21 protein-coding genes and 1 pseudogene are annotated in these 24,397 nt (G+C 68.8%); 10 read left to right on the top strand and 12 right to left on the bottom strand.

Annotated features, from left to right (window positions below):
- Positions 1–9 precede the first annotated feature (9 nt).
- Entirely contained in the window at positions 10–1,146 is a 1,137-nt protein-coding gene (locus SHTP_RS10060) for a Nif3-like dinuclear metal center hexameric protein (RefSeq protein ID WP_096370495.1), read from the bottom strand.
- Positions 1,143–2,198 (bottom strand): Rv2231c family histidinol phosphate aminotransferase CobC, encoded by a 1,056-nt coding sequence (cobC, locus tag SHTP_RS10055; RefSeq protein WP_096370494.1) that lies wholly within the window; start codon positions 2,196–2,198, stop codon positions 1,143–1,145. Before cobC ends, SHTP_RS10060 begins: the two co-directional genes overlap by 4 nt.
- Before the next feature lie 187 nt (positions 2,199–2,385).
- On the opposite strand from cobC, the gene SHTP_RS10050 reads away from it, so the two are divergent.
- From SHTP_RS10050 to SHTP_RS10040, 3 genes are read left to right on the top strand one after another with little or no spacing between them, the layout of a single operon-like run.
- A complete protein-coding gene (locus SHTP_RS10050) occupies positions 2,386–3,105 on the top strand; it encodes an HAD-IA family hydrolase (protein ID WP_172900530.1) in 720 nt (239 codons plus the stop codon).
- A complete protein-coding gene (locus SHTP_RS10045; RefSeq protein WP_096370493.1) occupies positions 3,098–3,592 on the top strand; it encodes a low molecular weight protein-tyrosine-phosphatase in 495 nt (164 codons plus the stop codon). Before SHTP_RS10050 ends, SHTP_RS10045 begins: the two co-directional genes overlap by 8 nt.
- 35 nt (positions 3,593–3,627) lie before the next feature.
- A complete protein-coding gene (locus SHTP_RS10040; RefSeq protein ID WP_231991597.1) occupies positions 3,628–4,416 on the top strand; it encodes an SURF1 family cytochrome oxidase biogenesis protein in 789 nt (262 codons plus the stop codon).
- On the opposite strand, the gene SHTP_RS10035 is transcribed toward SHTP_RS10040, so the two are convergent.
- Positions 4,398–5,339, bottom strand: a complete 942-nt coding sequence (locus tag SHTP_RS10035) for a cobalamin biosynthesis protein (RefSeq protein WP_096370492.1) — start codon at positions 5,337–5,339, stop codon at positions 4,398–4,400. The genes SHTP_RS10040 and SHTP_RS10035 overlap by 19 nt on opposite strands.
- A gap of 113 nt (positions 5,340–5,452) precedes the next feature.
- Here SHTP_RS10035 and SHTP_RS10030 point away from each other — a divergent pair, with 113 nt between their 5' ends.
- The gene (locus SHTP_RS10030) at positions 5,453–6,268 is read left to right on the top strand and encodes an oxygenase MpaB family protein (protein ID WP_011739495.1); all 816 of its coding nucleotides are present in this window, start codon (positions 5,453–5,455) and stop codon (positions 6,266–6,268) included.
- A 20-nt stretch (positions 6,269–6,288) separates the two neighbouring features.
- Here the strand turns inward: SHTP_RS10030 and SHTP_RS10025 are convergent, their stop codons facing one another.
- From SHTP_RS10025 to SHTP_RS09985, 9 genes are all read right to left on the bottom strand, one after another.
- The gene (locus tag SHTP_RS10025) at positions 6,289–7,218 is read right to left on the bottom strand and encodes a cation diffusion facilitator family transporter (protein ID WP_020725686.1); all 930 of its coding nucleotides are present in this window, start codon (positions 7,216–7,218) and stop codon (positions 6,289–6,291) included.
- Between the two features lie 88 nt (positions 7,219–7,306).
- Positions 7,307–8,431 (bottom strand): epoxide hydrolase family protein, encoded by a 1,125-nt coding sequence (locus SHTP_RS10020; RefSeq protein WP_096370491.1) that lies wholly within the window; start codon positions 8,429–8,431, stop codon positions 7,307–7,309.
- Between the two features lie 29 nt (positions 8,432–8,460).
- Positions 8,461–8,655 (bottom strand): hypothetical protein, encoded by a 195-nt coding sequence (locus SHTP_RS10015; RefSeq protein WP_012394971.1) that lies wholly within the window; start codon positions 8,653–8,655, stop codon positions 8,461–8,463.
- Between the two features lie 134 nt (positions 8,656–8,789).
- Positions 8,790–9,800 carry an NAD-dependent epimerase/dehydratase family protein gene (locus SHTP_RS10010; protein WP_096370490.1) on the bottom strand — a complete coding sequence of 337 codons (1,011 nt, stop codon included), beginning with the start codon at positions 9,798–9,800 and terminating at the stop codon, positions 8,790–8,792.
- Positions 9,801–9,903: 103 nt separating this feature from the next.
- The gene (locus SHTP_RS10005; RefSeq protein ID WP_096370489.1) at positions 9,904–10,938 is read right to left on the bottom strand and encodes an AraC family transcriptional regulator; all 1,035 of its coding nucleotides are present in this window, start codon (positions 10,936–10,938) and stop codon (positions 9,904–9,906) included.
- 72 nt (positions 10,939–11,010) lie between these two features.
- Positions 11,011–12,432, bottom strand: a complete 1,422-nt coding sequence (locus SHTP_RS10000; protein ID WP_096370488.1) for an SRPBCC family protein — start codon at positions 12,430–12,432, stop codon at positions 11,011–11,013.
- A gap of 10 nt (positions 12,433–12,442) precedes the next feature.
- Positions 12,443–13,456 (bottom strand): alpha-ketoacid dehydrogenase subunit beta, encoded by a 1,014-nt coding sequence (locus SHTP_RS09995; RefSeq protein ID WP_096370487.1) that lies wholly within the window; start codon positions 13,454–13,456, stop codon positions 12,443–12,445.
- Entirely contained in the window at positions 13,453–14,514 is a 1,062-nt protein-coding gene (locus SHTP_RS09990; RefSeq protein ID WP_096370486.1) for a thiamine pyrophosphate-dependent enzyme, read from the bottom strand. Before SHTP_RS09990 ends, SHTP_RS09995 begins: the two co-directional genes overlap by 4 nt.
- A gap of 59 nt (positions 14,515–14,573) precedes the next feature.
- The gene (locus SHTP_RS09985) at positions 14,574–15,575 is read right to left on the bottom strand and encodes an NAD-dependent epimerase/dehydratase family protein (protein WP_096370485.1); all 1,002 of its coding nucleotides are present in this window, start codon (positions 15,573–15,575) and stop codon (positions 14,574–14,576) included.
- Positions 15,576–15,943: 368 nt separating this feature from the next.
- Between SHTP_RS09985 and SHTP_RS09980 the strand changes: the two genes are divergently transcribed.
- The 6 genes and pseudogenes from SHTP_RS09980 (at position 15,944) to SHTP_RS09955 (ending at position 24,390) form a co-directional block, all read left to right on the top strand.
- The gene (locus SHTP_RS09980) at positions 15,944–16,504 is read left to right on the top strand and encodes a 2,4'-dihydroxyacetophenone dioxygenase family protein (protein ID WP_012394978.1); all 561 of its coding nucleotides are present in this window, start codon (positions 15,944–15,946) and stop codon (positions 16,502–16,504) included.
- A 422-nt stretch (positions 16,505–16,926) separates the two neighbouring features.
- Positions 16,927–19,515, top strand: a pseudogene (locus SHTP_RS09975) (PE family protein).
- A 176-nt stretch (positions 19,516–19,691) separates the two neighbouring features.
- Positions 19,692–20,252 carry a 2,4'-dihydroxyacetophenone dioxygenase family protein gene (locus SHTP_RS09970; protein WP_012394980.1) on the top strand — a complete coding sequence of 187 codons (561 nt, stop codon included), beginning with the start codon at positions 19,692–19,694 and terminating at the stop codon, positions 20,250–20,252.
- A 44-nt stretch (positions 20,253–20,296) separates the two neighbouring features.
- Positions 20,297–21,334 (top strand): zinc-binding dehydrogenase, encoded by a 1,038-nt coding sequence (locus tag SHTP_RS09965; RefSeq protein WP_231991752.1) that lies wholly within the window; start codon positions 20,297–20,299, stop codon positions 21,332–21,334.
- A 36-nt stretch (positions 21,335–21,370) separates the two neighbouring features.
- Positions 21,371–22,843, top strand: a complete 1,473-nt coding sequence (locus SHTP_RS09960; protein ID WP_096370484.1) for a WS/DGAT/MGAT family O-acyltransferase — start codon at positions 21,371–21,373, stop codon at positions 22,841–22,843.
- Positions 22,840–24,390, top strand: coding sequence for a WS/DGAT/MGAT family O-acyltransferase (locus tag SHTP_RS09955; protein ID WP_096370483.1), 1,551 nt, complete (start codon positions 22,840–22,842; stop codon positions 24,388–24,390). The genes SHTP_RS09960 and SHTP_RS09955 overlap by 4 nt, the downstream gene beginning before the upstream one ends.
- The last annotated feature ends 7 nt before the right edge of the window (positions 24,391–24,397 follow it).

The following is a 24,397-nucleotide window of genomic DNA, read 5'->3' as shown; positions in this document are numbered from 1 at the left end:
GTCCTATTCTCAGCTGTCGTTCTCGCGGCTTGCTGCAACGTTCCACGGGTCGGTACGCACCGGGCATACCCGCACCGGCAGCGCCTCACCGAAATGGGACCGCAGTACCTCGGCCGCCTGGCCGCACCAAGGGAACTCGCTTGCCCAATGCGCGACGTCGATCAACGCGACCGCGGAGGCGCGGCGATGTTCGTCGGCAGGATGGTGGCGCAGATCTGCGGTGAGGTAGGCCTGGACGTCCGCCGCGGCCGCCGCGCCCAGTAGTGAATCGCCGGCGCCACCGCACACCGCCACCCGCGTCACCAGCATCTCGGGGTCCCCCGCCGCGCGCACTCCCCAGGACGTCTGCGGTAGCACGGCGCCGACGCGAGAGACGAAGTCGCGCAAGGTTTGCGGCCGGTCCAGCGTACCGATGCGCCCCAACCCGACGTCGGCCGGTGGTGGCACCAGCGCAAGAATGTCGAATGCCGGCTCTTCGTACGGGTGCGCGGCTCGCATGGCCGACAGCACGGCGGCACGGGCGCGCGCGGGTGCGATGACCTCGACCCGGTCCTCGGTGACTCGTTCGACGGTGCCGACGCTGCCGATCGCCGGTGACGCGCCGTCCAGCGGGAGGAACTGCCCGATGCCCGTAACGCTCCAGCTGCAATGCGAGTAGTCACCGATATGTCCGGCGCCAGCGTCAAAGATCGCCGCCTGCACGGGTTCTGTGTGCTCGCGCGGCACGTAGATAACCCACTTGTCCAGCTCGGCCACGCTTGGCGACCGGGCGAGCACGGATTCGACGGTCAGTCCCAGCGCTTGGGCCAGCGCGTCGGACATCCCCGGCGATGCCGAGTCGGCGTTGGTGTGCGCGGTGAACAGCGAGCGACCCGTCCGGATCAAACGGTGGATTAGCGCACCCTTGGCGGTATTGGCGGCCACCGTATCGACCCCGCGCAACAGCAACGGGTGATGGGCCAGCAGCAACCCGCGCTCCGGAACCTCATCGACAACCACCGGTGTGGCGTCCACCGCGACCGTCACCGATTCCACCGGCTCCCCGGGATCTCCACACACCAGGCCGACCGAATCCCAGGACTCGGCAAGACGCGGCGGATATGCGCCGTCGAGCACTTCGATGACGTCAGCGAGCCGAACGCTCATCGTCGCCTCCCGCTGCGGCCGGCCTGCCTGACTTCGGCGATGGCATCGACCAGCTGCGGCCATTCGGGCCGCACCGCCGCGCGCAGATACCCGTCGTCCAAGCCGACGAAGGTGTCGCAGCGGCGGATCGCGATTCCGCGCTGATGCAGCCGTTTGCGGAGCTCATCGGCATCGGGGACGCTGAACAAGACAAACGGTGCGCAGCCATCGACCACGCTGGCACCAACCGAGCCGAGGCCGCTGACCATCTCGGCCCGCGCTGCCAGCAGCAGTCGAGCATCGGCGGCGGCCTCGGCCACCGCTTCGGGCGTGCAGCAGGCCGCGATGGCCGTCAACGGCAGGGTGCCCACCGGCCAGTGGGCCCGCATCCGGGTCAGCCGGTCCAGCAGGTCCGGCGTGCCAAGGGCGTACCCCACCCGCAGACCCGCCAGTGACCACGTCTTGGTCAGGCTGCGCAGCACCAGCACGTCGGGCAGGCAGTCGCCGGCCAGCGACTGCGGCTCGCCGGGAACAGCGTCCGCGAACGCCTCGTCGACCACCAGGATCCGGCCCGGCCTGCGCAATGCCAGCAGCTGCTCGCGGCTGTGCAACACCGAGGTCGGGTTGGTCGGATTGCCGACGACGACAAGGTCGGCATCGTCGGGGACCGCGGCTTCCTCCAGGCGGAACGGCGGCGCCAGCACCACATGGTGCACCGGGATCCCCGTGGCGCTCAGGGCCGCGGCCGGCTCGGTGAATGACGGCGCGATGATTGCTGCCCGAACCGGACGCAGGTTACTCAACAGGGCAAAACCCTCGGCGGCCCCGGCCAGCGGCAGCACCTCCGCGCGGGTTCGGCGGTGACGCAGCGCCGCCGCATCCTGCGCGCGCTGGGTGTCCTCGATGCTGGGATAGCGTGCCAGCGTGGTCAGCCGCTGCGCCAGCAGTTCGACCAGCCAGTGCGGCGGGTGCGGGTGGCGGACATTCACGGCGAAATCCAGCATGCCGGGCGTGGCGGCCTGATCCCCGTGATAACGCGCCGCCGCCAGCGGGCTCGTGTCCAGACTCACCACCTAGAAAACACTAGTGCGCCGGTGACAGAACCAGGCATCCGGAGCACTACGCCCCTGCCTGGCACACGGCTACCCGCGCGGCCGCGAGTCCCGGGCACCGGCCGGGTCCGACCAAACTCGGCTGCTCAAGCCGGTCTCGCCAGCTCCTGCCGACCCCGCCGACCGCCGCATCAACGACAATGGAGTGGTGACAGGTTCGATTGCAGCCGATTCACCGGCTGACCCCGGCGCCACACCGCAGGACACCCGGTGCCCGGAGAGGACGCCGCAGCTGGTGATCTTCGATCTCGACGGCACCCTGACCGACTCGGCCCACGGGATTGTGGCCAGCTTCCGCCACACACTCAACCACATCGGTGCCGCCGTTCCCGACGGCGACCTGGTCGCCCAGATCGTCGGCCCGCCGATGGACGACACCTTTCACGCCATGGAGCTCGGCGACCGCGTCGAGGACGCGATCGCCGCCTTCCGGGCCGAATACGGTGCCCGTGGTTGGGCGATGAACACCCTGTTCGACGGGATCGCGCCGTTGCTGGCCGACCTGCGTGCCGCCGGGGTTCGGCTGGCGGTGGCCACCTGCAAGCTGGAGCCAACGGCGCGGCGGGTACTCGCCCATTTCGGGCTCGACGCGCATTTCGAGGTGATCGCCGGCGCGACCGGCGACGGCGCACGCCGCAGCAAGACCGAGGTGCTCGCCCACGCGCTGGCCCAGCTGCACCCGCTGCCCGAACGGGTGCTCATGGTCGGTGACCGCAGCCACGATGTGGAGGGCGCGGCCGCCCATGGCATCGACACGGTCGTGGTTGGCTGGGGTTACGGAAAGGCCGACTTCGCCGCCGGTACCCACAGCGGCGCCACCCTGCATGCCGGCACGGTCGACGAATTGCGGGAGGCGTTAGGTGTCTGACTCAACGCTGCACGTCACTTTCGTGTGTACCGGCAACATCTGTCGCTCGCCGATGGCCGAGAAGATGTTCGCCCACCAGCTGCGGGAACGCGGGCTGGGCGAGGCGGTGCGGGTGACCAGCGCCGGCACCGGCAACTGGCACGTCGGCAATCGGGCCGACGAACGGGCAAGGCAGGTGCTGCACTCCCACGGCTACCCCACCGATCACTGCGCCGCCCAGGTCGGCACGGACCACCTGGAGGCGGATCTGGTCATCGCGCTGGGGCGCAACCACGCCCTGCAGTTGCGTCAGCTCGGCGTGGAGGAGAGCAGGCTGCGGATGTTGCGTTCGTTTGACCCACGGTCGGGGGTCTACGTTCTCGATGTCGCGGACCCCTACTACGGGGGCCATGACGACTTCGAGGAGGTCCTCGTCGTCATCGAGGCCGCCCTGCCCGGTTTGCACGATTGGGTGGACGAACAGTTGGCGCAGGACGGCAAGGTGTGATGCGACGCCTGGCGTTTCTGCTGCGGCCCGGGTGAATAGCGCTGGCCCTGGTGGTCATCGCGTTCACCTACCTGTGCTTCACGGTGCTCGCGCCGTGGCAGCTGGGAAAGAACACCAAGACGTCGCGGGAGAACCGCCAGATCAACCATGCCCTGAGTTCGCCGGCGGTTCCGGTCAAAACATTACTGCCACAGCAAGATTCGTCAGCTCCCGAGGCGCAGTGGCGCAGCGTGACGGCGACCGGACACTATTTGTCCGATGTGCAGGTGCTGGCCCGGCTGCGGGTGGTCGACGGAGACCAGGCGTTTGAGGTACTGACCCCGTTCGCCGTCGACGGCGGACCCACCGTCCTGGTCGACCGCGGGTACGTCCGCCCCGAACCGGGCTCGCACGTGCCGCCTATCCCCCGCGCCCCGGACCAGACCCTGACCATCACGGCACGGCTGCGCGACTTCGAGCCCACCATGGCGGGCAAGGAGCCGTTCTCCCGAGACGGCTTCGAGCAGGTGTACTCGATCAACGCCAAGCAGATCTCCACGTTGACCGGAGTGCCGTTGGCCGGCTCCTATCTGCAGTTGGTCGAAAACCAACCCGGCGGGCTCGGTCTGATCGGCTTGCCGCATCTGGATTCCGGACCGTTCTTGTCATACGGCATCCAGTGGATCGCCTTCGGCATTCTGGCGCCAATCGGACTCGGCTACTTCGCCTACGCCGAACTGCGGGCCCGCCGGCGCGAAACACGCGCCCGCGAGGATGCGCCGCCCGCGGACACACAGATGACCGTCGAGCAAAAGCTCGCCGACCGCTACGGCCGCCGGCGGTAGACAAAGAGCCCGGCGCCCACTGCCGCGGCGGCCTGCACGGCCCGCGACAACGTCACGGCGCGGCGCAGGTCATCGACCGTGGGTTGACCGCCGTCCCCGAGGGTGGGGCGAATCTGCAGCTCAAAGTGGTACCGGGTGGGCCCGCCCAGACGCACCCGGAGCGCCCCGGCAAAAGCGGCCTCGACCACCCCGGCGTTGGGGCTGGGGTGCCGCGCCGCGTCGCGCCGCCAGGCCCGCACCGCGCCCAGCGCTGACCCACCGACCAGCGGCGCGCACAGCACCACCAGCCCCGCGGTCACGCGGGCCCCGAAGTAGTTGGCCAGATCATCCAGCCGCGCTGCGGCCCAACCGAATCGCAGGTAGCGCGGCGAGCGGTAGCCGATCATCGCATCCAGGGTGTTGACGGCGCGATATACCAGTACCGCCGGCACGCCGCCGACCGCCGCCCACAGCAGCGGCGCCACCTGCGCGTCGGAAGTGTTCTCGGCAACCGATTCCAGGGCCGCGCGGGTCAAATCCGGCACGTCCAGCTGAGCCGGATCGCGACCACACAGCGACGGCAGCAACCGCCGGGCGGCATCGAGGTCGCCGCGGCCCAACAGCTCGGCCATTTCCCGGCCAGTGCGCACCAGCGAGGTTCCGCCCAGCGATAACCAGGTCGCCATCGCCGTCGCCGCGACCGACCACGGCCTGCCGGCCGGGCGCCCCAAGACCGCACCCAGCAGGCCCACCCCGCCAACCAGCACGCCAACGTGCACCGCGCCGGCGACCCTGGTATCGCGATAGCTGGCCCGCTCCAACCCCGCGGCCAGCCGCCCGAACACCGCGACCGGATGACCTCGCTGTGGGTCACCCAGCACCAGGTCGGCCAGATAGCCCACCAGGACACCGACCGTCCGGGCCTGCCGTGCCGACGCAACCACTCAGGCAGCGTCTCACATGGCCGTCCGGTGGCCACCGGGCCCGCGCGTTCGGCTAGTCCATGACGGCACCCCCCGGCGCGTGGTCTACTCATCCTCATGGGTCAGGAATCCCGATGAAGCGTCCCGCGACCCGGGTCGCCGACCTGTTGAACCCGGCCGCGCTGTTGCTGCCCGCCGCCAACGTGATCATGCAGCTGTCGTTGCCCGGCGTCGGGTATGGCGTGCTGGAGAGTCCGGTGGACAGCGGCAACGTCTACAAGCATCCGTTCAAGCGCGCCCGCACCACCGGCACCTACCTGGCGGTTGCCACCATCGGGTCGGAGTCCGACCGCGCGTTGATCCGCGCTGCGGTGGACTCGGTACACCGGCAAGTCCGGTCCACCTCGTCGAGTCCGGTGTCCTATAACGCCTTCGATCCCAAATTGCAGCTGTGGGTGGCCGCCTGCTTGTACCGCTACTTCGTCGAGCAACACGAATTCCTGCACGGACCGCTCGATGACGGCGCCGCCGACTCGGTCTACCTCGACGCCAAACGGCTGGGCACCACCCTTCAAGTGCCGGAGCGCATGTGGCCGCCGGACCGGATCGCCTTCGACGAGTACTGGAAGCGCTCACTCGATGAGCTGCACATCGACCCACCGGTGCGCGAACACCTCCGAGGGGTGGCTTCGATGGCGTTTCTGCCGTGGCCGCTGCGGGCGCTGGCGGGGCCGTTCAACCTGTTCGCGACGACGGGGTTCTTGGCGCCGGAGTTTCGCGCGATGATGCGGTTGGACTGGTCGCAATCCCAGCAGAGCCGATTCGAGTGGCTGTTGGCCGCCCTACGGCTGGCCGACCGGCTCATCCCCCATCGGGCGTGGATCTTGATCTATCAGCTTTACCTGTGGGATATGCGGTTTCGCGCCCGCCGCGGGTGGCGCGTCGTCTAGATCGAGGCCGACCGGCGGTGCTAGCCGAGCGGCACACCGCGTGCGGCCCAGCTGAAACTGCGCATCTGCGGCAACCTGGCCCCAAGCTGGTCGGCGACCCGCCGGCCGATGTCGTCCGCGTCGGCCACCGACATGGCGGGGTCCACCCAGCCCTCGACCTCCACGCGTAGCGTGCGTCCGGTCCAGCGGGCCCGCGCGTGCGCGTGAACGACTCCCGGTATGGCGGCGGCGACCGCTTCGGCGGTGTCCACCACGCCCGGGTCTACCCCATCGAGCAGGCGATGCCCGATCTCGGAGCTCACCTCCCAACCCACATGGCAGATGAATCCCGTCACCGCAAGCCCGGCAACCCCGTCGGCCCATCCCCACCCCATCGCGACACCACACAATCCCAGCAGCGCGCCCGCCGAGGACAGCGCGTCCAGCCAGGAATGCTTCGCATCGGCGATCATCGTTGATGATTGAATCCGGCGCCCGACAACGAGCTTGTAACGGGCCACCAGCTGATTGCCGACAATGCCAACCGCCGCGGCGGCGATCCCCCAGCCCACATGCTGGGTTGAGCCGTGCCGCAGCAACTTGCCGACGCTTTCGGTCCCGGCAACCGCGGCGCTGGCCCAGATCACCAGCGCCACACCAATCCCGGCGAGATCCTCGGCCCGCTCCAAACCGTACGGGTAGCGCTCGCTCGCCGACTTGCGCGAGCTCCGAAACCCAACGAACACAACCAGACTCGTGGAGACATCGGACAGGTTGTGCAGTGCGTCGCCGAGCAAGGCCACCGAGCCGGACACCAGGGCTATCGCCAGTTCGATCAGACCTGTCAACCCCAGCCCGGCCGCGCTGACGGCGACCGCACGATTGGCCCGCCGGCGTTCGGCTTGGTCGTCGACGGCCTGGGCCAAGGGAAAGCTTGCGGCCGGATCCCGCTGACCGTCAACCAGATGCATGTCCCCTAGCCTGCCACGCCCCCGGTGCAACCTGCCCGGCTAGCGCACAACTTTTTCACGCAGCCGGCCCGGTTGTGCCGCGGTCGCGTCAGCGCACCGTGGCGAAGAACGCACGGACGTCTCCGACGAACAATTCCGGCTGTTCGAACGCGGCGAAGTGACCACCGCGCGGCATCGTCGTCCAGTGGGTGATGTTGTAGTTCGGTTCACACCAGGCGCGCGGTGCACGCAGCACCTCCTTGGGAAACGACGCCACACCGGTGGGCAGTTCGACCCGCTCGGTCTGCCCCCAGACCTTGAAACTCTCCCAGTACAAGCGGGCCGACGACGCCGCGGCGGCGTTTACCCAATACATCATGACGTTGTCCAGTAGCTCGTCGCGGGTGAGGATGTTCTCCGGGTTTCCCGCGCAGTCCATCCATGCCCAGAACTTCTCCACGATCCAAGCCAGTTGTCCCACCGGGGAATCGGTCAGGCCGTAGCCCACGGTCTGGGGTCGGGTGGACTGTTGTTTGAAGTAGCCGGTTCCCCATTTCCGGTGGTACGCCAACGCTGCCAGCACCTCTTGTTCTGCCGCGGTCGGGTTGGTCAGCGCTGTACGCGTGGGCATGGCGATCGGCATATTGAGATGAATGGCCACACAGCGCCCGCCGTTTCGGCCGATCTGGGTGGTGACCGCCGCGCCCCAGTCGCCGCCCTGGGCGCCGTATCGCTGATAGCCCAGGTTCTGCATCAGCGTTTCCCAGGCCCGCGCGATCCTGTCCACTCCCCAGCCTGTGCTGCTCGGCTTGCCGGAAAATCCGTATCCGGGAAGGGACGGGCAGACGACGTGGAAGGCGTCTTCGGCGCGCCCGCCATGGGCGGTGGGGTTGGTCAGCGGCTCGATCACCTTGTGGAACTCCACCACCGAGCCGGGCCAGCCATGGGTGATCAGCAGCGGAAACGCGTCCTCGTGCGGGGAGCGTTGATGGGCGAAATGCAGATCCAGGCCATCGATTTCGGTGATGAACTGGTCGAAGCGGTTCAGCGCGGCCTCGCGCGCCCGCCAGTCGTACTCGTTGGCCCAGTAGGCGGCCAAGTCCCGCGTGTAGCTCAGCGGGATGCCCTGGCTCCAATCGTCGACACACTCGGCCTCCGGCCAACGGGTGCGCGCCAGACGGGCTTTCAGGTCATCGATAACGTCTTCGGGAACATCGATGCGAAACGGCCTCACCCGTTCATCATGCCGCCTGGCCGGGCGGCCTATTTCTGATTTGCTTCCTTGATCAGGGTGCTGATCTGTTCTAGCAGTTCACGCATATCGGCGCGCATCGCATCGACCGCGGCGTACAAGTCTGCCTTGGTCGCCGGCTGCTGGTCTGACGAGAGCGGCCGCACAGGCGGCGCCGTCTTTCCCGCCGACGCGCTGTCGCTCTGAGTCCCAGGTCGCTCGTCCACGCCCCAGAGACTGCCACAACCGGCTCGCCAGCGACAACGAAACCCACCCCGAGTGTGCTGTCAGTCACCGTATTGCCTTGTCACGGGGACCATCGGAGGCATTGGGGTCCGTTGCGCGGTGCTGGCGCCGGCGCTCAGATGAGACGTTCGGCCCGTGCCCACTCGTGGACGCGGGCCATCCCCTCCTCGATCGAAACCCGCGGTTGGTAGCCCAGCATCTTCTGGGCCTTCTCGATCGAATAGGTGCCGGGCCGATTGAGCAGCCACATCGTTCCGGCCGACAGATCGGTTTTCTGGCCCAAACGGCGCAGCAGCGAGCCGAGGAGTTCGGCGGCCGGTGCGGCCACCCGGATCGGCAGTGTGTGGATCGTGCCGTCACTCATGCTCGCCATCCGGCCGAAGAAATCGGCGCACCGCACACCTTTGCCGTCGGTGATGTTGAAAATCTGGCCCACCGCGTCATCGGATGACACGGCGAGTACCATGCCGTCGACGAAGTTGTCGATGTACACCGGGGAGAAGATGCCGTTTCCGCCGTTGGGCAGCGGAAAGCCGGTCCTCTTGCGCATCTCGGCGATCGGCGAACGGACCCACACCGAGCCGGGACCCCAGACATCGCCAGGCCGGATCACGGTGACATCAATCTCGCCTGCGCCGTGCGCGGCCAGCACGACCGCCTCGGAGTTCACCTTGGTGTCGGTGTAGACGTCGCCGTTGACATGCACGGGGTAGGTCTCATCCGCACCGTCGGGGAACTCGAAGCCGTAGGCCGCCACCGAGGAAAAGTGCACGAACCGGCGGACCCCGGCGTCGATCGCCGCGCGCAGCACCCGGCTGGTGCCCAGGACGTTGACGTGCCAGGCCTGTTTCAGCGGGAACGCCGCCCCCAGCAGCGCGGCGGTGTGGATCACGGTGTCCGCCCCCTCCAGCCCCGTCGGCCCCGCCGCCCAGGTCTCGGGACGCGTGATGTCACCTGCGACCACGTCCCCTGCCGGATCGGCCTCCAGATCGACACCGCGTACCACGGCGCCGAGGGCGCGGAACCGGGCCGCCATGGCGCGGCCGATGAAGCCGTTGGCTCCGGTGATGAAGATCGTGCGACCGGACAGCGAGGGCGCGGGACGGTCGAATTCGTGTTCGCTCATTGCGATTCCATTCGTTGTGGGTGTGGTCGTCTCAAACCAGCATGCTCACCGAATTCACCGGTGTCTTGACAGCAAAGGACATGACTTTGACCGCAACGGACGATCAGCGGGTGGACTGCAGCGTGATCGGCGATGCGGTCCGTTGCCACTGCGCCCTCAGCGACGCCGGGCTCGCACCGAACCACCGTTGACACGACCGGGAGAGCACGCTTTGCTCCGCATAACCCAGTTGCCGGGCCAGATGCGTGAGCGTCATGTCGCTGTCGCGCAAGTAGCGTTCGGTCACCTCCCGCCGAACGTCGTCGACAACCGCGTTGAAGTTCGTCCCCTCGGCGGCGAGTCGGCGCCGTAATGCCTTGGGGTGCAGCCGAAACTGGTCGGCAATCACCGGAACCGTCGCCGCGCCGGTCGGCAACAGCTGGCGGATCAGTTCTCGAATCGAGGAGGCCATTGTCGGCCGTTGCCGGTCGATGACGGTGTCGAGATATTCGAGCACGACACGATGCGCCAGCTCGTCTCTGACCAGGGGGCGCTGCAGGTCCTCGCTCGGCAACCGGAATCCGCCCCTGTGCGACCCGAAGCGAGGTGTGCACGCGAAGTAGCGCAGGTAGTCTTCCCGCGGGGTCAGCGCCGGGTGCGGAAGGTCGACCACGGTGGGCGCATACCCGGCACCCAGCAGAAAGCGCAGCACCCGCAACATGACTCCCAGCGACAACTCGGTGGTCTGTGGGTGCGCCGGCGGGTGCGCGATCAGGATCTTGAACTCCAGGAATGAGGCTTCACCGCCGGGATCGCGGCTCATCGTCGGGGCGATCGCGGGGCTGTAGGCGGCGAGGTAGTGCTCGAAAGTGTCGAGTGCCTCGGCAACCGATTTCGAGGTCCGCGCCGCCACCCCGACCGGCCCCAGGATCTCGATGCCTTGGCGTTCGGCCAGCCGACGGCCGAAGTCAGGTGTTTTCGTCACTGCCGCAGCGGATTCGACCGCGTGGATCAGCGCCAGATAGGTGATAAATGCGTCGAATCGGCCGACATCGGACCGCTTCACGCCAGCGCGGGCGAGCAGCGCCTCGGGATCCGCCCCGAGTTCGCTCACCAGCGCCGGATAACCGGTCAACGCGGTGCCACGGATCACCGACACGTCCTTTACAGTCAAGCATCCGTTCCCCGCCGTCAAGGCCCGATGGCCCCAACGGATCGACCGCGAAATCGACTACGCGGTTATCCGGGCACCGGTCCGCTCGGCCCGGCGGGCCAGCCCGCGGACCAGAATGCGCAGCATCCTGGTGGTGATCAACGTCGAGCCGGGCAGCTGGGAACGGTACTGCGCCTCCCAGGTGATCGTGCAGCCTCCGGAGGAGTCCGGCTCGACGGTGACGAACGCGTGGTAGCGGTTCAGACCGGGCGCCCCCTTGGCGCGGTATTCGAAGCGGTAAGGCGCCTCGGCGGCGACCACCCGCTCGACCACCGACATCCCGGCCGAGCCGCCGCTGAGCCGCCGGACCAGGCCGACACCGTCGGTATCGCCGGTGCTGAGCACCTCGGAGCGCTGGAACGGAGTCCACTGGGCCATGGACTCGTGGTCGGCCAACACCGTCCACACCTGTTCGGGCGACGCTGCACAGCGGGCGACCGCGCGGGCCCGGGTAACGGGTGGTTCTTTTTCGGTGAAGCCGAGTTCGATCAGGTTGAACGGGTCGGCGCGGTGCCGATGCCCCTTGCTCCCATGAAACAGCAGCTCGATCGAGAAGCCCATCGGATCATTGACATAGCTGGCATGCCACCAGCGGTCCAGCAGGGTGGACTTGGTGCTGTTCGGGTGTATCCCGTGGTGCTGCCCCTTGGCGACGAGCGCGTCGAGGCTCGCCCGGTCCTGAGGCCCCAGCGCGACGTTGAGGATGCCGATGTCGCTGATGTGGTAGCCGGCCGGCCATGGCTTGCCGACCGGGTCGAGGTACTGCACCACCTCGAGCAGGCTGTCACCGGCGCGCACCACGAAGGATTCGCGATCTGCCCCGGCCAGGCCCCACAGCTGCTCGCGCTCGGGGTAGTGCAGCCGGTAGTCGACTTCGGGCAGCCCCATCACGTCCACCCAGGTTCGCCGCGCCTCGGCCAGGTCCGGCACCGACAGGGTGGCGAAGCGGGCGACCGCCGGCGATCCGGTGGGGCGCGCCGCCATGCCGGCAACCACAGGGTCCGCCTCCAGGATCTCCAGCAGGGTTCCATCGGGATCCTTGACACAGACCCGGCGAGAACCGGGCTCCCCCATGGGCTCGGTGAGCGGGGGCACGCGGCGGCGAGTGAGATTCCCCAGCGTCGCGTCGAAGTCGGTGACGTGGAAGCCGAGCATCGTGTAGCCGATGTCGCACGGGCGCCAGTCCTGCGGAATCGGACGCGGGTGCGGCTTGGAAAACTCGAACAGCTCCAGCTGGAAGCCGGGTTTGCCGTCCAGCAGCCACCAGCACACGCTGGTGGCGCCCGGCACGCCCTGGACGTCCTCGGAGCCCAGCGCCGGGATGAACATGTGGGTACCGCCGGCCTCGGTGAGGCCGAAGATGTCGCGGTACCAGCGCTGGGAGTGCTGGATGTCGCGAACGCTGAGCGCGATCTGGACAAGGGGAAGGGTGGTGGTCATCTCGGGGTCCTCAGGCTAATGACTTGGCGGCGGCGATGATCCGTTCCGCGTTGGGCAGGACGGCGTACTCCAGGTGTGGCGCGAATGGGATGGTCTGCTCGACCGCCACCCGCGCGTAACGGGCGCTGGTCCCGGCTTCCAGCAGCAGCACGGCGACCTCGCCGGTGAGCCCGCCGCGAACGTAGTCCTCGCCGGCGAGGACCACCCGGCCGGTCCGGCTCACGTGCTCGACGATGGCCTCCTTGTCCAGTGGGGCCAGGGTGCGCAGGTCCAGCACGGTGGCCTCGATGCCGTCGGCGGACAGTCGCTCGGCCGCCTCGAGGCAGCGATGCACGCCGACGCCCACCGACACCAGCGTCAGGTCTGACCCGTCGCGTCGAATTGCCGCCTGGCCGAACGGAATCGGCTCGACCCGGTCGGGCACCTCGCCGCGGACACCGGCTGCGGGCTGCACGTCGGTCAGGTCGACCGTGGATCGCTGGTCACCACCGAGGTAGTCCAGGATCTGCTGATCGAGCAGCTTGGGGGTGAGGAAAACGGTGAACTCGTCGCTGCGCACGGCCGACAGCATCAGGCCCGCCGCGTCGGCCGGCGTGGAGGGCACGACGACCTCGGTCGACGGGTAGGACGCCAGGGTGCCCCACAGCGTCTGCTCGTGCTCGCCGCCGTCGGCGTACCAGCCGCCGACCCCGGCCCGTAGCACCATGGGCACGTTCCAGCGGCCACCGGAGAAGTCCTTGAACTTCGAGCCCGCGTTGATGATCGCGGACCAGCCGACGGTGCCGAAGTCGATCATGTACAGCTCGACGACCGGACGCAGCCCTGCCATCGCCGCACCGACTCCGGCGTACATGAACGCCTGTTCGGAGATCGGGGTGTCGCGCACCCGGTCGGGTCCGAATCGACTCAGCAGCACCCGGCGCAGGATCTGGACGTCTTCGCCCCAGGTGAGCACCCGCGGATCGGCGGCCATCGCCTGCCCGAGTGCGTGGTCGACGGCCTCGTCGTAGCGCATGATGGTCATCGGTCTGCTCCTGTCTTGATGCCGAAGCCGGCCCGCTTGCCGACGCGGGCGCGTGCTTCGGTCATGGCGGCGAGCACCTCGGCTCGCTCCTGGGCTTCGATGGCGGTTGCGGCGTCCGCGCTGATCAAGGACCGGCCCCGGCGGACGGGATCCTTGCCGGCAGTGCGGCCCACGTCGTAGGCGAACCGCGCGGCGCGCTTGCCGATGCCGGCCATGGCGCGCAGTTTGTCTGTGCGCGAACCGCTTTCGGTGGCGGTCAGCCCGGAACGCAGCTCCGGCACCCAGACCGACAGCTGCTTGCGGGGGGCACGCAGCAGGCCGACCAGCGGATCGCCTTCAAAGTGGCCGCCGGGCCGGTGGCAGGTGACGTAGAGGAAGCCGGATCCGTTGCCGGAGCGGGCACGCTCGATGAGCCGCCCCGCCGCTGCGTGTACGTCGGCGACCTTGTGTCCGGCGGCGCTGGCGACCTCGAGTCCAAAGCCGCGTGCTCGGCTGATCGGGTCGGCACCGGTCTGGTCCTTGGAGTAAGTCGTGATGCCCCATTTGTTGTCTTTGCAGACGAACACCACGGGCAGGTTCCACGCCACGGCCATGTTGTAGGCCTCCATCAGCATTCCCTGGTTCATCGCGGCCTCCCCGTGGAAGGCGATCGCGACGCTGCCCGGGTGCAGCCGGGTGTGCGCGATCGCATGTCCGACAGCCAGCGGGCCGGCGGCACCGACGATGCCGTCAGCTCCGGCGCGCAGATCGGGGTCGAAGATGTGCATGTGCCCCGCCATGCCGCTGGCGATGCCCTGGTCGGAGCCCAGCACTTCGAGCATCAGGGCCTGCAGGTCGATGCCCCGACCCACCAACGGCGCGGTGTTGCGGTGGTCCAACGCCAGGGTGTCGAATTCGAATAGCTGGGTGAGGATGCCGGCGACGATGCCCTCTTCGCCGATGGCGGAGTGGTATTCGCCGGGAACCAGCCCCTCCCGCCACGCCTCGACCAGGGCCTCTTCGGCCAGACGCATCCGCACCACCATCCGGTAGACGCGGGCGGCGTCGATGGGGCTCATTCTGCGCGTTCCTTTCTTTCGTGTCTTTCGTGGAATCCGTTGGTGCCTAGGCTCGGATCTCAAATGAGGCCCTCATGGCGGGCCCATTCTTTGGATCGGGCCATCCCCTCGTGATAGGAGACGACCGGCTTGAATCCCAAGCGGTCACGGGCCTTGTCGTTGGAGACGACATAGCGGCGGTTGAGCATGTGCAGCAGGGCCGGGCCGAGTTCGCTGCTCATACCGAGTCGACGCTGGATGCGGCCGATGGCTCCCAGAGCCGGTGCACCGATCCGGATCGGCACCGAGCGGACCTTTGCGCCGGTCCAGGACGCGACCTCGCCGAAGTACTCCTGGCAGCTAACCGCCAGCTCCTCGCCGAGGTTGAAAACCTCCCCGGCGATGCCCTCGGTGGCCAGGACCAGCACCATGGCGTCGACGAAGTTGTCGATGTAGATCACGTCGAACACGCCGGAGCCCCGTTCCGGCAAAATCAGCTGGTTGGCCTTGGCCATCGCGATCGGCTCGCGGATCCACACCGAGCCGGGGCCGTAGACGTCGGCGGGACGCACGACCACCATCTCCATGCCGCGGTTGGCGTTGGCGAGCGCGACCAACTCGGAGTTGGTCTTGGTGTCGACGTAAGTGCTCAGGCCGGCGGTCACCCTGGTCGGGTAATCCTCGGTCACGTGGTCGGGAAAATCCCACCCGTACGCGGCGATCGAGCTCAGGTGCACGAACCGGCGCACCCCCGCGTCGACCGCGGCGTCGATGACCTTCTTGGTCCCGAGCACGTTGACGTCCCAGCCGGTTTCGACCGCAACCACGGTGCTCACCAACGCCGCCAGGTGCACGACCGCGTCGACGCCGTCCAGTGCCGATGCCCAAGCGGCCGGGTCGGCAGTGCTGCCGGCGATGATTCCGTTGGCGGGATCTGCGACCAGGTCGACGCCGGTCACCCTCGCGCCGAGCTGGCGTAGCCGGGCCGCGAGGTTTGCGCCGATGAAGCCGTTGGCTCCGGTGATGAAGATCTTGCGCTGGGCGAAAAACGGTGCGGGACGCGCAGATTGGTCGGTGCTCACGATGGGTTTCCATTCGCTGTGGACGTTGTTGTTAGCCCTTAGCCTGCCCGTCCGGGCCGTCGATGTATTGACAGCAAGGGACACCTACTTGACCCGAGGGGACGCACATGCGATCGAGGCACCTGCCACCCAGCGATGAGGCGCCTTGCACGGCCATCGAAAACCCGCGGATCACCACCGGCACCACGGCGATGCCCGGTGGCCGCAAACACCCCACCCCTAGGCCAGGCGTGCGGGTTCCGCCGCGGGCTTCCGATCGCCGAACGTCCCTTACGGTCAAGCGTTTGTCCCTTACCGTCAAGACATCAGGGAGCGCCGCAGGCACGGTTGGAGTCGACAGCCCCGCCATATCCCGAAAGGACCCCACCATGACCCTGGCGACCGCACCCGCACCGGCGACCACCGCAACTGGCGCCCCGCTGCCCCTGGTGGCCCTGCCGCAGGGCGAACTGCTGACCGTCAACGAACACGACGTACCCCTGGTGCACGACGCCCTCGGCCCCGGCGTGCACTTCAAACCCCTGCGCCTGGACATCGAGAACGGCGAATGGCTGGTACTGGCCACCTTCGAACCCGGCGCCACCGTGCCGCTGCACTACCACACCGGCACCGCCGAGGTCTACACGCTCTCCGGCTGCTGGCACTACCTCGAGTACCCCGACCAGCTGCAAACCGCCGGCTCCTACCTCTACGAGCCGGGCTCGTCGGTGCACACCTTCGTCACCCCCACCACCAACACCGAAGACACCGTCTTCCTGGTCCGCGTGCAAGGCGCCAACATCAACTTCACCGACGACGGCCAGTTCGACTCCATCCTCGACGCCGCCCTGATCGCCCACGTGACCCAACTGAAGGCCGAAGAGCAAAACCTCGGACCGATCAACTACATCGGCGGCGGCGCCGCCGGCCACACCACCAAGGAGGCCTGACACCCAGCAATTCTCCCGCCAGACCCGAACCGTAGATCCCGGCGCGGCCGAGCCACTCGAGCCGCGCCGGGATTCACCGTGGGCGGTCCGGCCACTATCACCGCTCGGTGCTCACGTTACGAATTCGAGCAATCTCAATGCAGATCAGGACAATTCACGCCGGGCCTGTCCGCACGACCCTAGCGGCGTGCCAAACATGTTTAACCACATAGCATCTGCATATCCGATGCACATGATCACCGGCCGGCAGTGCACGAAATGGTCATCCACCAGGCGCGTCACCACACGCAATCAGCAAGTAAGCAAAGACCTTTGGCCATAACCGCGACGCGGTATATCGCCTGAAGTTACGGTGACGGTGCCCGGCTCATGGTGGTCGTCGAAGCGCACACCGGATTGTGATGATCTTCTGGAGGTTTCGAATGTCGTTGGTGATCGCAGTACCCGAACTGGTGGAGGCTGCGGCAACCGAGCTGGCCGGAATCGGCTCGGCACTGGGTCAGGCCACCGCGGGCGCGGCAGCCCCAACCGTGAACATCCTGGCCGCCGCAGAGGACGAGGTGTCGGCGGCGATCGCGGCGGTGTTCTCCGGGCATGTCCAGGCCTACCAGGCCGCCAGTGCCCAAGCCCAGGTTTTTCAACGGCAATTCGCACGGGCCCTGGCCGCCGGGGCGACCTCGTATGCAGGCGCCGAGTCCGCCGCCGCAGCGGCGTTGGCCAACCCGGCCCAAGTGGTGCCCCAGGATCTGCTAGGGGCGATCAACGCACCCGTGCTGGCGCTTACCGGGCGCCCGTTGATCGGCAACGGCGCCAACGGCGCCCCGGGCACCGGGGCCGCCGGCGCCCCGGGCGGCTGGCTGCTCGGCGACGGTGGTGCGGGCGGCTCGGGTGCGCCCGGTAAGGCCGGCGGGGCCGGTGGGGCGGCCGGGTTGTGAGGCTCCGGCGGCGCCGGCGGGGCCGGCGGCAGTACCAGCAGCGGAGTTGCTGGGGCCGGGGGTGCGGGCGGGGCCGGCGGCTGGCTGCTGGGCACCGGTGGCGCCGGCGGAGCCGGCGGATTCAGCGGGATTTTAGCCCCCGGAACGGGTGGGGTCGGGGGGGCCGGCGGGACCGGCGGACTTCTGGGGGCGGGGGGGGTCGGCGGCGCCGGCGGGACGGCACATTCAGTTTCCACCGGAGGTGCCGGTGGGGCCGGTGGAGCGGGTGGATTGTTGTCCGGGCTGGTCGGTGCCGGTGGCGGCCATGGCGGCACCGGCGGGTCTGGCGGCGGCGCCGGAGGCGCAGGTGGGGCCGGTGGTCATGCCGGGTTGCTGGGCGGGCCGGGCGGGGCCGGCGGCGACGGCGGAACCAACGCCCTTGGCACCGGGGGCGCGGGTGGGCCCGGTGGTGCTGGCGGGTGGTTGTTCGGCAGCGGGGGCGCCGGCGGCACCGGCGGGTCCGGCTCCATAGGGGGTGCGGGTGGGGCTGGCGGCGATGCGGGGCTGCTGTTCTCCAACGGCGGTACCGGCGGCACCGGCGGATTCAGCAGGTCCGGTCCCGGAGCTGACGACGGGACCGGCGGTACCGGCGGCTGGCTGGGTAACGGCGGCACCGGCGGCACCGGCGGAAGCAGCATGGTCGGTCGCGGAGGTGACGGTGGCGACGGCGGCACCGCCGGGCTGCTGATCGGCAACGGCGGCGCCGGCGGGACCGGTGGTAACGCGGTGCTGATCGGCAACGGCGGCAACGGCGCCATGGGTGGTACCGGCCCCACCGTCGGCGCCACCGGCGCGGGCGGCATGAGCGGACTGCTACTGGGCTTGGACGGCTACAACGCCCCCACCAGCACCTCACCCATCCACGTCGCCCAGCAGCAGGCGCTGGCCGCGATCAACACACCCGCCCAAGCACTGACCGGACGCCCCCTGATCGGCAACGGCACCCCCGGCGCCACCGGCAGCGGCGCCGACGGCACGCCCGCCGGATGGCTGCTCGGTGACGGCGGAGCCGGCGGCTCCGGCCTGGCCGGCGGGGACGGCGGGGCTGGTGGGGCCGCCGGGCTCTGGGGCACCGGCGGCACCGGCGGTGCCGGTGGCCGCGGCGGCACCGGAGGTGATGGCGGAGCCGGTGGAGCCGGTGGCTGGTTCTCCGGTGACGGCGGTGCCGGCGGTATCGGCGGCCACAGCACCGCAATTGGGGCCGCGGGCGGGGCCGGTGGGACAGGTGGTGCCGGCGGGCTGTTCGGGGCCGGAGGGAACGGCGGCGCCGGCGGTGTCGGCACTTACCTAGGTTCTGCGTTCGGCGGTGCCGGCGGCCCAGGCGGGAGCGGTGGGCTGTTGTCCGGGCTGGTCGGCGCCGGCGGGGGCCACGGCGGCGCCGGCGGAATGACAATAGGTAATTCTGAGGCTGGTGGTGCCGGTGGGGCCGGTGGCGATGCCGGGCTGCTCGGCGGGCCGGGTGGGGCCGGCGGCACCGGCGGGCCTGGCCCTTATAGCCAAGCTCACGGCGGAGCGGGTGGGGCCGGTGGGAATGCCGGATTGCTGTTCGGCAGCGGCGGCATCGGCGGCACGGGCGGATTTGGGAGCGCCAGCGCCGGGGACGGAGGTCACGGTGGAAGCGCCGGGCTGCTGCTCTCGGGCGCCGGAGCCGGTGGCGCCGGCGGGTTCGGCGTGAGCGGCCCCGGCGGTGCCGGCGGGCGTGGCGGTGACGCCGGCTGGCTAGGCGATGGCGGCGCCGGGGGCACCGGCGGAATTGCCCAGCGCGATGACGGCGGCGCCGGCGGGGCGGGCGGCGCCGCCGGACAGCTGTCGGGTGGCGGCGGCGCCGGCGGCCAAGGCGGCCAAGGCAACGTCGGCGGCACCGGCACAGGCACCGGCGGTGACGGCGGGGCCGGCGGCGACGCCGTGCTGATCGGCAACGGCGGCAACGGCGGCAACGGCGGCACCGATGACACCGGCGCACCCGCCGGCAGCCCCGGCGCCGGCGGCACCGGCGGAATTCTGCTCGGCGCAGACGGAAACGACGGGCTGGGCTAGCAACCCCAATCTCGATCGGCGCGCGAACCCACGCTGATCAGGCTGCCGGGCGGATGTACCCCGGATCACCGATATGTCCCTTGCTGTCAAGCACTTGTCCCCTGGCGTCAAGATTTGGGGTCTCCTGGCGGGCACAGTTGGAGTCATCAAGCCCAACACTCCCGAAAGGCTCCACCATGACCCTCATGACCGCTCCCGCTCCGGCTGCCACCGCCACCGGCGCACCGCTGCCGCTGGTAGCTCTGCCCCAGGGTGAGCTGCTCACCGTCAACGCCAACGACATTCCGCTGGTTCGCGATGCCCTCGGTGACGGCGTGCACTTCAAGCCGCTGCGCCTGGACATCGAGAACGGCGAGTGGGTGGTGCTGGCGACGTTCGCGCCCGGTGCGCGGATCCAGCTGCACTACCACACCGGCACCGTCGACGCCTGGACCATCAGCGGCTCCTGGCACTACATGGAATACGCCGACCAGCCGCAGACCGCCGGCTCCTACCTGTTCGAGCCCGGCTCCTCGGTGCACACGCTCGCCTGCCCGGCAACCAACACCGAAGACACCGTGGTCCTGTTCCGGGTCAGCGGCGCCAACGTCAACTTCACCGACGACGGCCAGTTCCACTCCATCCTGGACGCGGCCCTGATTGCGCACTTGACCGGTCAACTCGCCGAGGCGCAGGGGCTCGGTCCGATCACCTACATCGGTGGCGGCGCCGCCGGCATCACCGCGGGTGGTGCGTGATGCGTGCGGTTTTGATGCAGGACTCCCAGCTGCAGGTCGCCGAGGTGCCCGAGCCGGTGCCCGGCCCCGGCGAGGTGCTGGTCGATGTGCTGGCCTGTGGCATCTGCGGATCGGACCTGCACTGCGCGGCCCACGGCCCGGAATTCAACGCGGCCACCCAGGCCGCGGGTGGATTCGACATGATGGATCTCAGCCGTCCGGTGGTATTCGGACACGAGTTCGTAGGCCGCATTGCGGCCTACGGACCCGACACCGACCAACGCATCCCGGTCGGCCGCCGCGTGGTCTCGGCACCGTTTCTGCTCCGCGAGCAGAAGGTGACCCTGGGCTTCGCCGGCCCTGAGGCACCCGGCGGCTACAGCGAGCGCATGCTGCTGTCCGAACCACTGCTGATCGAGGTGCCCGATCACGTGCCGACCGAGGTCGCTGCACTGACCGAACCACTGGCGGTGGCCTACCGCACGGTGGCCCGCGTCGACACCACCACCGACGACGTCGCCCTGGTGGTCGGGTGCGGACCGATCGGGCTCGCCGTCATCGCGGTGCTCAAGATGAAAGGCGTCGGCCCCATCGTCGCGTCGGACTTCTCTCCCGAAAGGCGGGCCCTGGCAGCACAACTCGGTGCCGACGTGGTCCTCGACCCGAACGAGAACTCCCCGTTCGAGGCCTTCATGGCGGCCGCAGTCACCGACGACCCGGCACGAATGGCACCCGCGCACACCGTGTTCGGACAGTTGCCGCTTCGTCCCACCGTCGCGTTCGAATGCGTCGGCGTCCCCGGCCTGATCCAGCAGCTCATCGCCGGTGTCCCGCCCGGCACCCGGATCGGCGTGGCGGGCATCAACATGAGCTCGGATCACTTCGAGCCCGCCCAATGCATCGCCAAGGAACTCGACATCCGCTTCTCGCTGTACTACACGCTCGACGAGTTCGCGCAGACCTTCGCACACCTGGCCGTCGGCGATTTCGACGTGGCCCCGCTGCTGACCGGGACCGTCGCGTTAGAAGGCGTCGCCGACGCCTTCGAGCGGCTCCGGAACAACCCGCACGACGCGAAGATCCTGCTCGACCCGACGCGCTGAACACCCCGTCCCCTCTCCCGAGAAAGCTCCGACAAAATGCGCGCCCTCACCAGTCTCGACAGCATGTTTCTTGCCGCCGAAGATGGTCGAACCGTCACCAATGTGTCCAGCCTGGCGGTCATGGACCGCACCGATGAGTCCGGTAAGGAACTCACCCGGGCGGACATCGCCGAACTGTTGGCCGACCGCCTGCACCTACTGCCCCCGCTGCGCTGGCGGCTGGCCACCGTTCCGCTCGATCTGGGCCACCCGTCGTGGGTGGAGGGCGAGGTGGACCTCGACTTCCACGTCCGCGAGACGGCGGTGGTGGCCCCGGGCGACCGGGCCGCACTCGAGACGTTGGTCGCTCGGCTGTCGGCCCATCCGATGGACCGCTCCCGCCCGCTGTGGGAGGTGTATCTGATCCAGGGTCTGCAAGACGACAAGGTCGCACTGTTGACCAAGCTGCACCATGCCGCGGTGGACGGGATGTCGGGCGGGGAGGTGCTCAACGTAATGTTCGACACCACGCCGCAGGGGCGGGTGCTGCCACCGGCCCCGCGGTACCGACCTGAGAAAGAGCCCGGCCAACTCGGGATGTTGGCGCGCACCATCGTGGGCATGCCACGCCGCCAATGGCAGTCCGCGGGCGCGGCTCGGCGCACGCTGACCCATTTGGATCAGATCGCAACCCTGCGCTCGATACCCGGCGTGGCGGCGGTGAGGAGCGCGATGCGACGAGCCCAAGCACCCATCCGCAGGGGGCCATCGGCACCCAGCCCCGCGACGGTGACCGCGCCCAGACTGGGTTTCAACGGCAAGATCTCCCCGCATCGGCGGGTGGCGCTGACCAGCTTGCCGCTCGAGGACGTCAAGGAGATCAAGACCCACTTCGAGGCGACGGTCAACGATGTCGTCGTCACCCTGTGCGCCGGTGCCCTGCGCCGCTGGCTCGCCGATCGCGGTGAACTTCCCGAACAGCCGCTGGTGGCGGCGATCCCGGTGTCGGTTCGCGCCGAAGCCGAGTTCGGAACGTATGGCAACAAGGTGGGCACCATGCTGGCGGCATTGCCGACCGACGTGACCGATCCGGCGATTCGCCTGCAGCGGTGCCGCAAGGAGCTGCGTGCGGCCAAACGCCGCAATGAGGCGGTGCCGGCCTCGTTGATGCGCGATGCCAATGATCTGGTCCCGCCGGTGCTGTTCGGGCCGGCGATGCGCGCGATGACGGCCGTCGCGGCCAGCGACGCGCTCTCTCCGGTCGCCAACCTCGTCATCTCCAATGTGCCGGGCCCCCGGTCGCCGCTCTACTGCGCGGGCCGACGGGTTTGCGAGCACTACCCGGTGTCCACGATCAGCGACAGCCTAGGCCTGAACGTCACGGTCTTCAGCTACACCGATCGTTTGGAAATCGGCTTGGTGGGTGACCGCTATCTGGTCAAGGACCTGGACCGCCTCGCCGATGCGTTCGGCGCGGAACTCGCTGTGCTCGAGCAGAGCGTGCGCAAGCCCCGAGGAGGCCGCAAATGAGACGGCTCAGCAGCGTTGATGCCCAATTCTTCGCGATGGAGGACGGCCGCAACCATTCTCACGTCTGTCAGCTCACCATCGTCGAGGCCACCACCACGGATGGCCTGCGACTGGACGGGCAGCGGATCCGCGGCCTGTTGGCCCAGCGCATCGACCTGATGCCGCCGTTGCGCTGGCGGGTGCGTGAGGTCCCGTTCGGCATCGACTATCCCGTGCTGGTGCAGGACGACACATTCGATCTGGATTCGCATCTCTGGGAAAGCGCGCTCCCCACACCCGGGGATGACGAACAACTCGGCCGGGCCGTCGCCGATATCGCGTCGAGGCCGCTGGATCGGGCTCGACCGCTGTGGGAACTCCACGTGATCCACGGCCTGGCCGGCGACCGCGTCGCGCTGGTGACCAAGTTGCACCACAGCGTGATCGACGGGGTCTCGGGCATGGAGTTGCTGGGCGCGCTGCTGGACACCGTTCCCTTCCCGGACGCCGGGCCGGAGCTCGAAAAACCCCCGACCGGCACCGCGATCGGCAACGCATCCAGTGACGCCGGGCTGCTGGCGCGCGCGCTCGCCTCGTTGCCCGTTCAGCCCGCGCGAATGGTGCGGGGTCTGCCGCCCATGCTGCGCCATATCGATCAACTCCCCACCATGCGCCACCTGCCCGGTGCCGCCGTGATCGCCAAAGTCGCCGACCGCGCCGAACGGCTCGCCACCCGCAACAAAGACGGTCGCAATCTGCAGCACCCTCGGGCCGCTGCCCCGAAAGTCTCCTTCGGCGGCAGGATTTCGGCACAACGGCGATTCGCATTCGGGTCGTTGCCGCTAGACCAGATCAAGGCCGCCAAGTTCGCCGTGCCCGGCGCAACCGTCAACGATGTCGTGGTCGCCGTGTGCGCCGGGGCCTTACGGCGACGCATGATCGCTCGGGGCGACGACGTGGCGACTCCCCTGGTTGCCATGGTGCCGGTGTCGGTGCGCACCGGCGAGCGACAGTACGGCAACCAGATCTCCTCGATGATCGTGCCGATTCCCACCGACCAGGCCGATGCCCGCACCCGGCTGATCTCCGCCCACCAGGTCATGCGGGCGGCCAAGGAACGGCACCGCGCCATCCCCGCCAAGCTGCTCACCGAGGCGAACCACACCGTTCCCCCGGCGCTGCTGACCCGGGCCGCCCGGGTGATCTCGATGACCACCGGCTCGGGTTGGATAAGGCCGCCATTCAACGTGACGATCTCGAACATCCCGGGATCGCCGGACCCGCTGTACTGCGCGGGAGCCCGGGTGGTGTCCCAACACCCGGTGAACGTCCTGCTCGACGGGATGGGCCTGAGCATCACCCTGCTCAGCTACCAGGACCGGCTTGACTTCGGGCTCACCGCCGATCGCGAATTGCTGCCCGACGTCTGGCACCTCGCCGACGAACTGGCGGCCGAACTGAGTGCCCTGGCCGCCGAGGTTGGCGCGCCGAGGAATCCGGTGGCCGATGGTGCACCCACGGGTACGACGGGCCGGCCAACGGCCAAACCCGGTGCGATCCCCCGCTGAACGAACT

Source organism: Mycobacterium ulcerans subsp. shinshuense (assembly GCF_002355775.1).
Classification (GTDB): domain Bacteria; phylum Actinomycetota; class Actinomycetes; order Mycobacteriales; family Mycobacteriaceae; genus Mycobacterium; species Mycobacterium marinum.
Note: the sequence above shows the minus strand (reverse complement) of the source record. Positions and strands in the feature narration are given on the sequence as shown.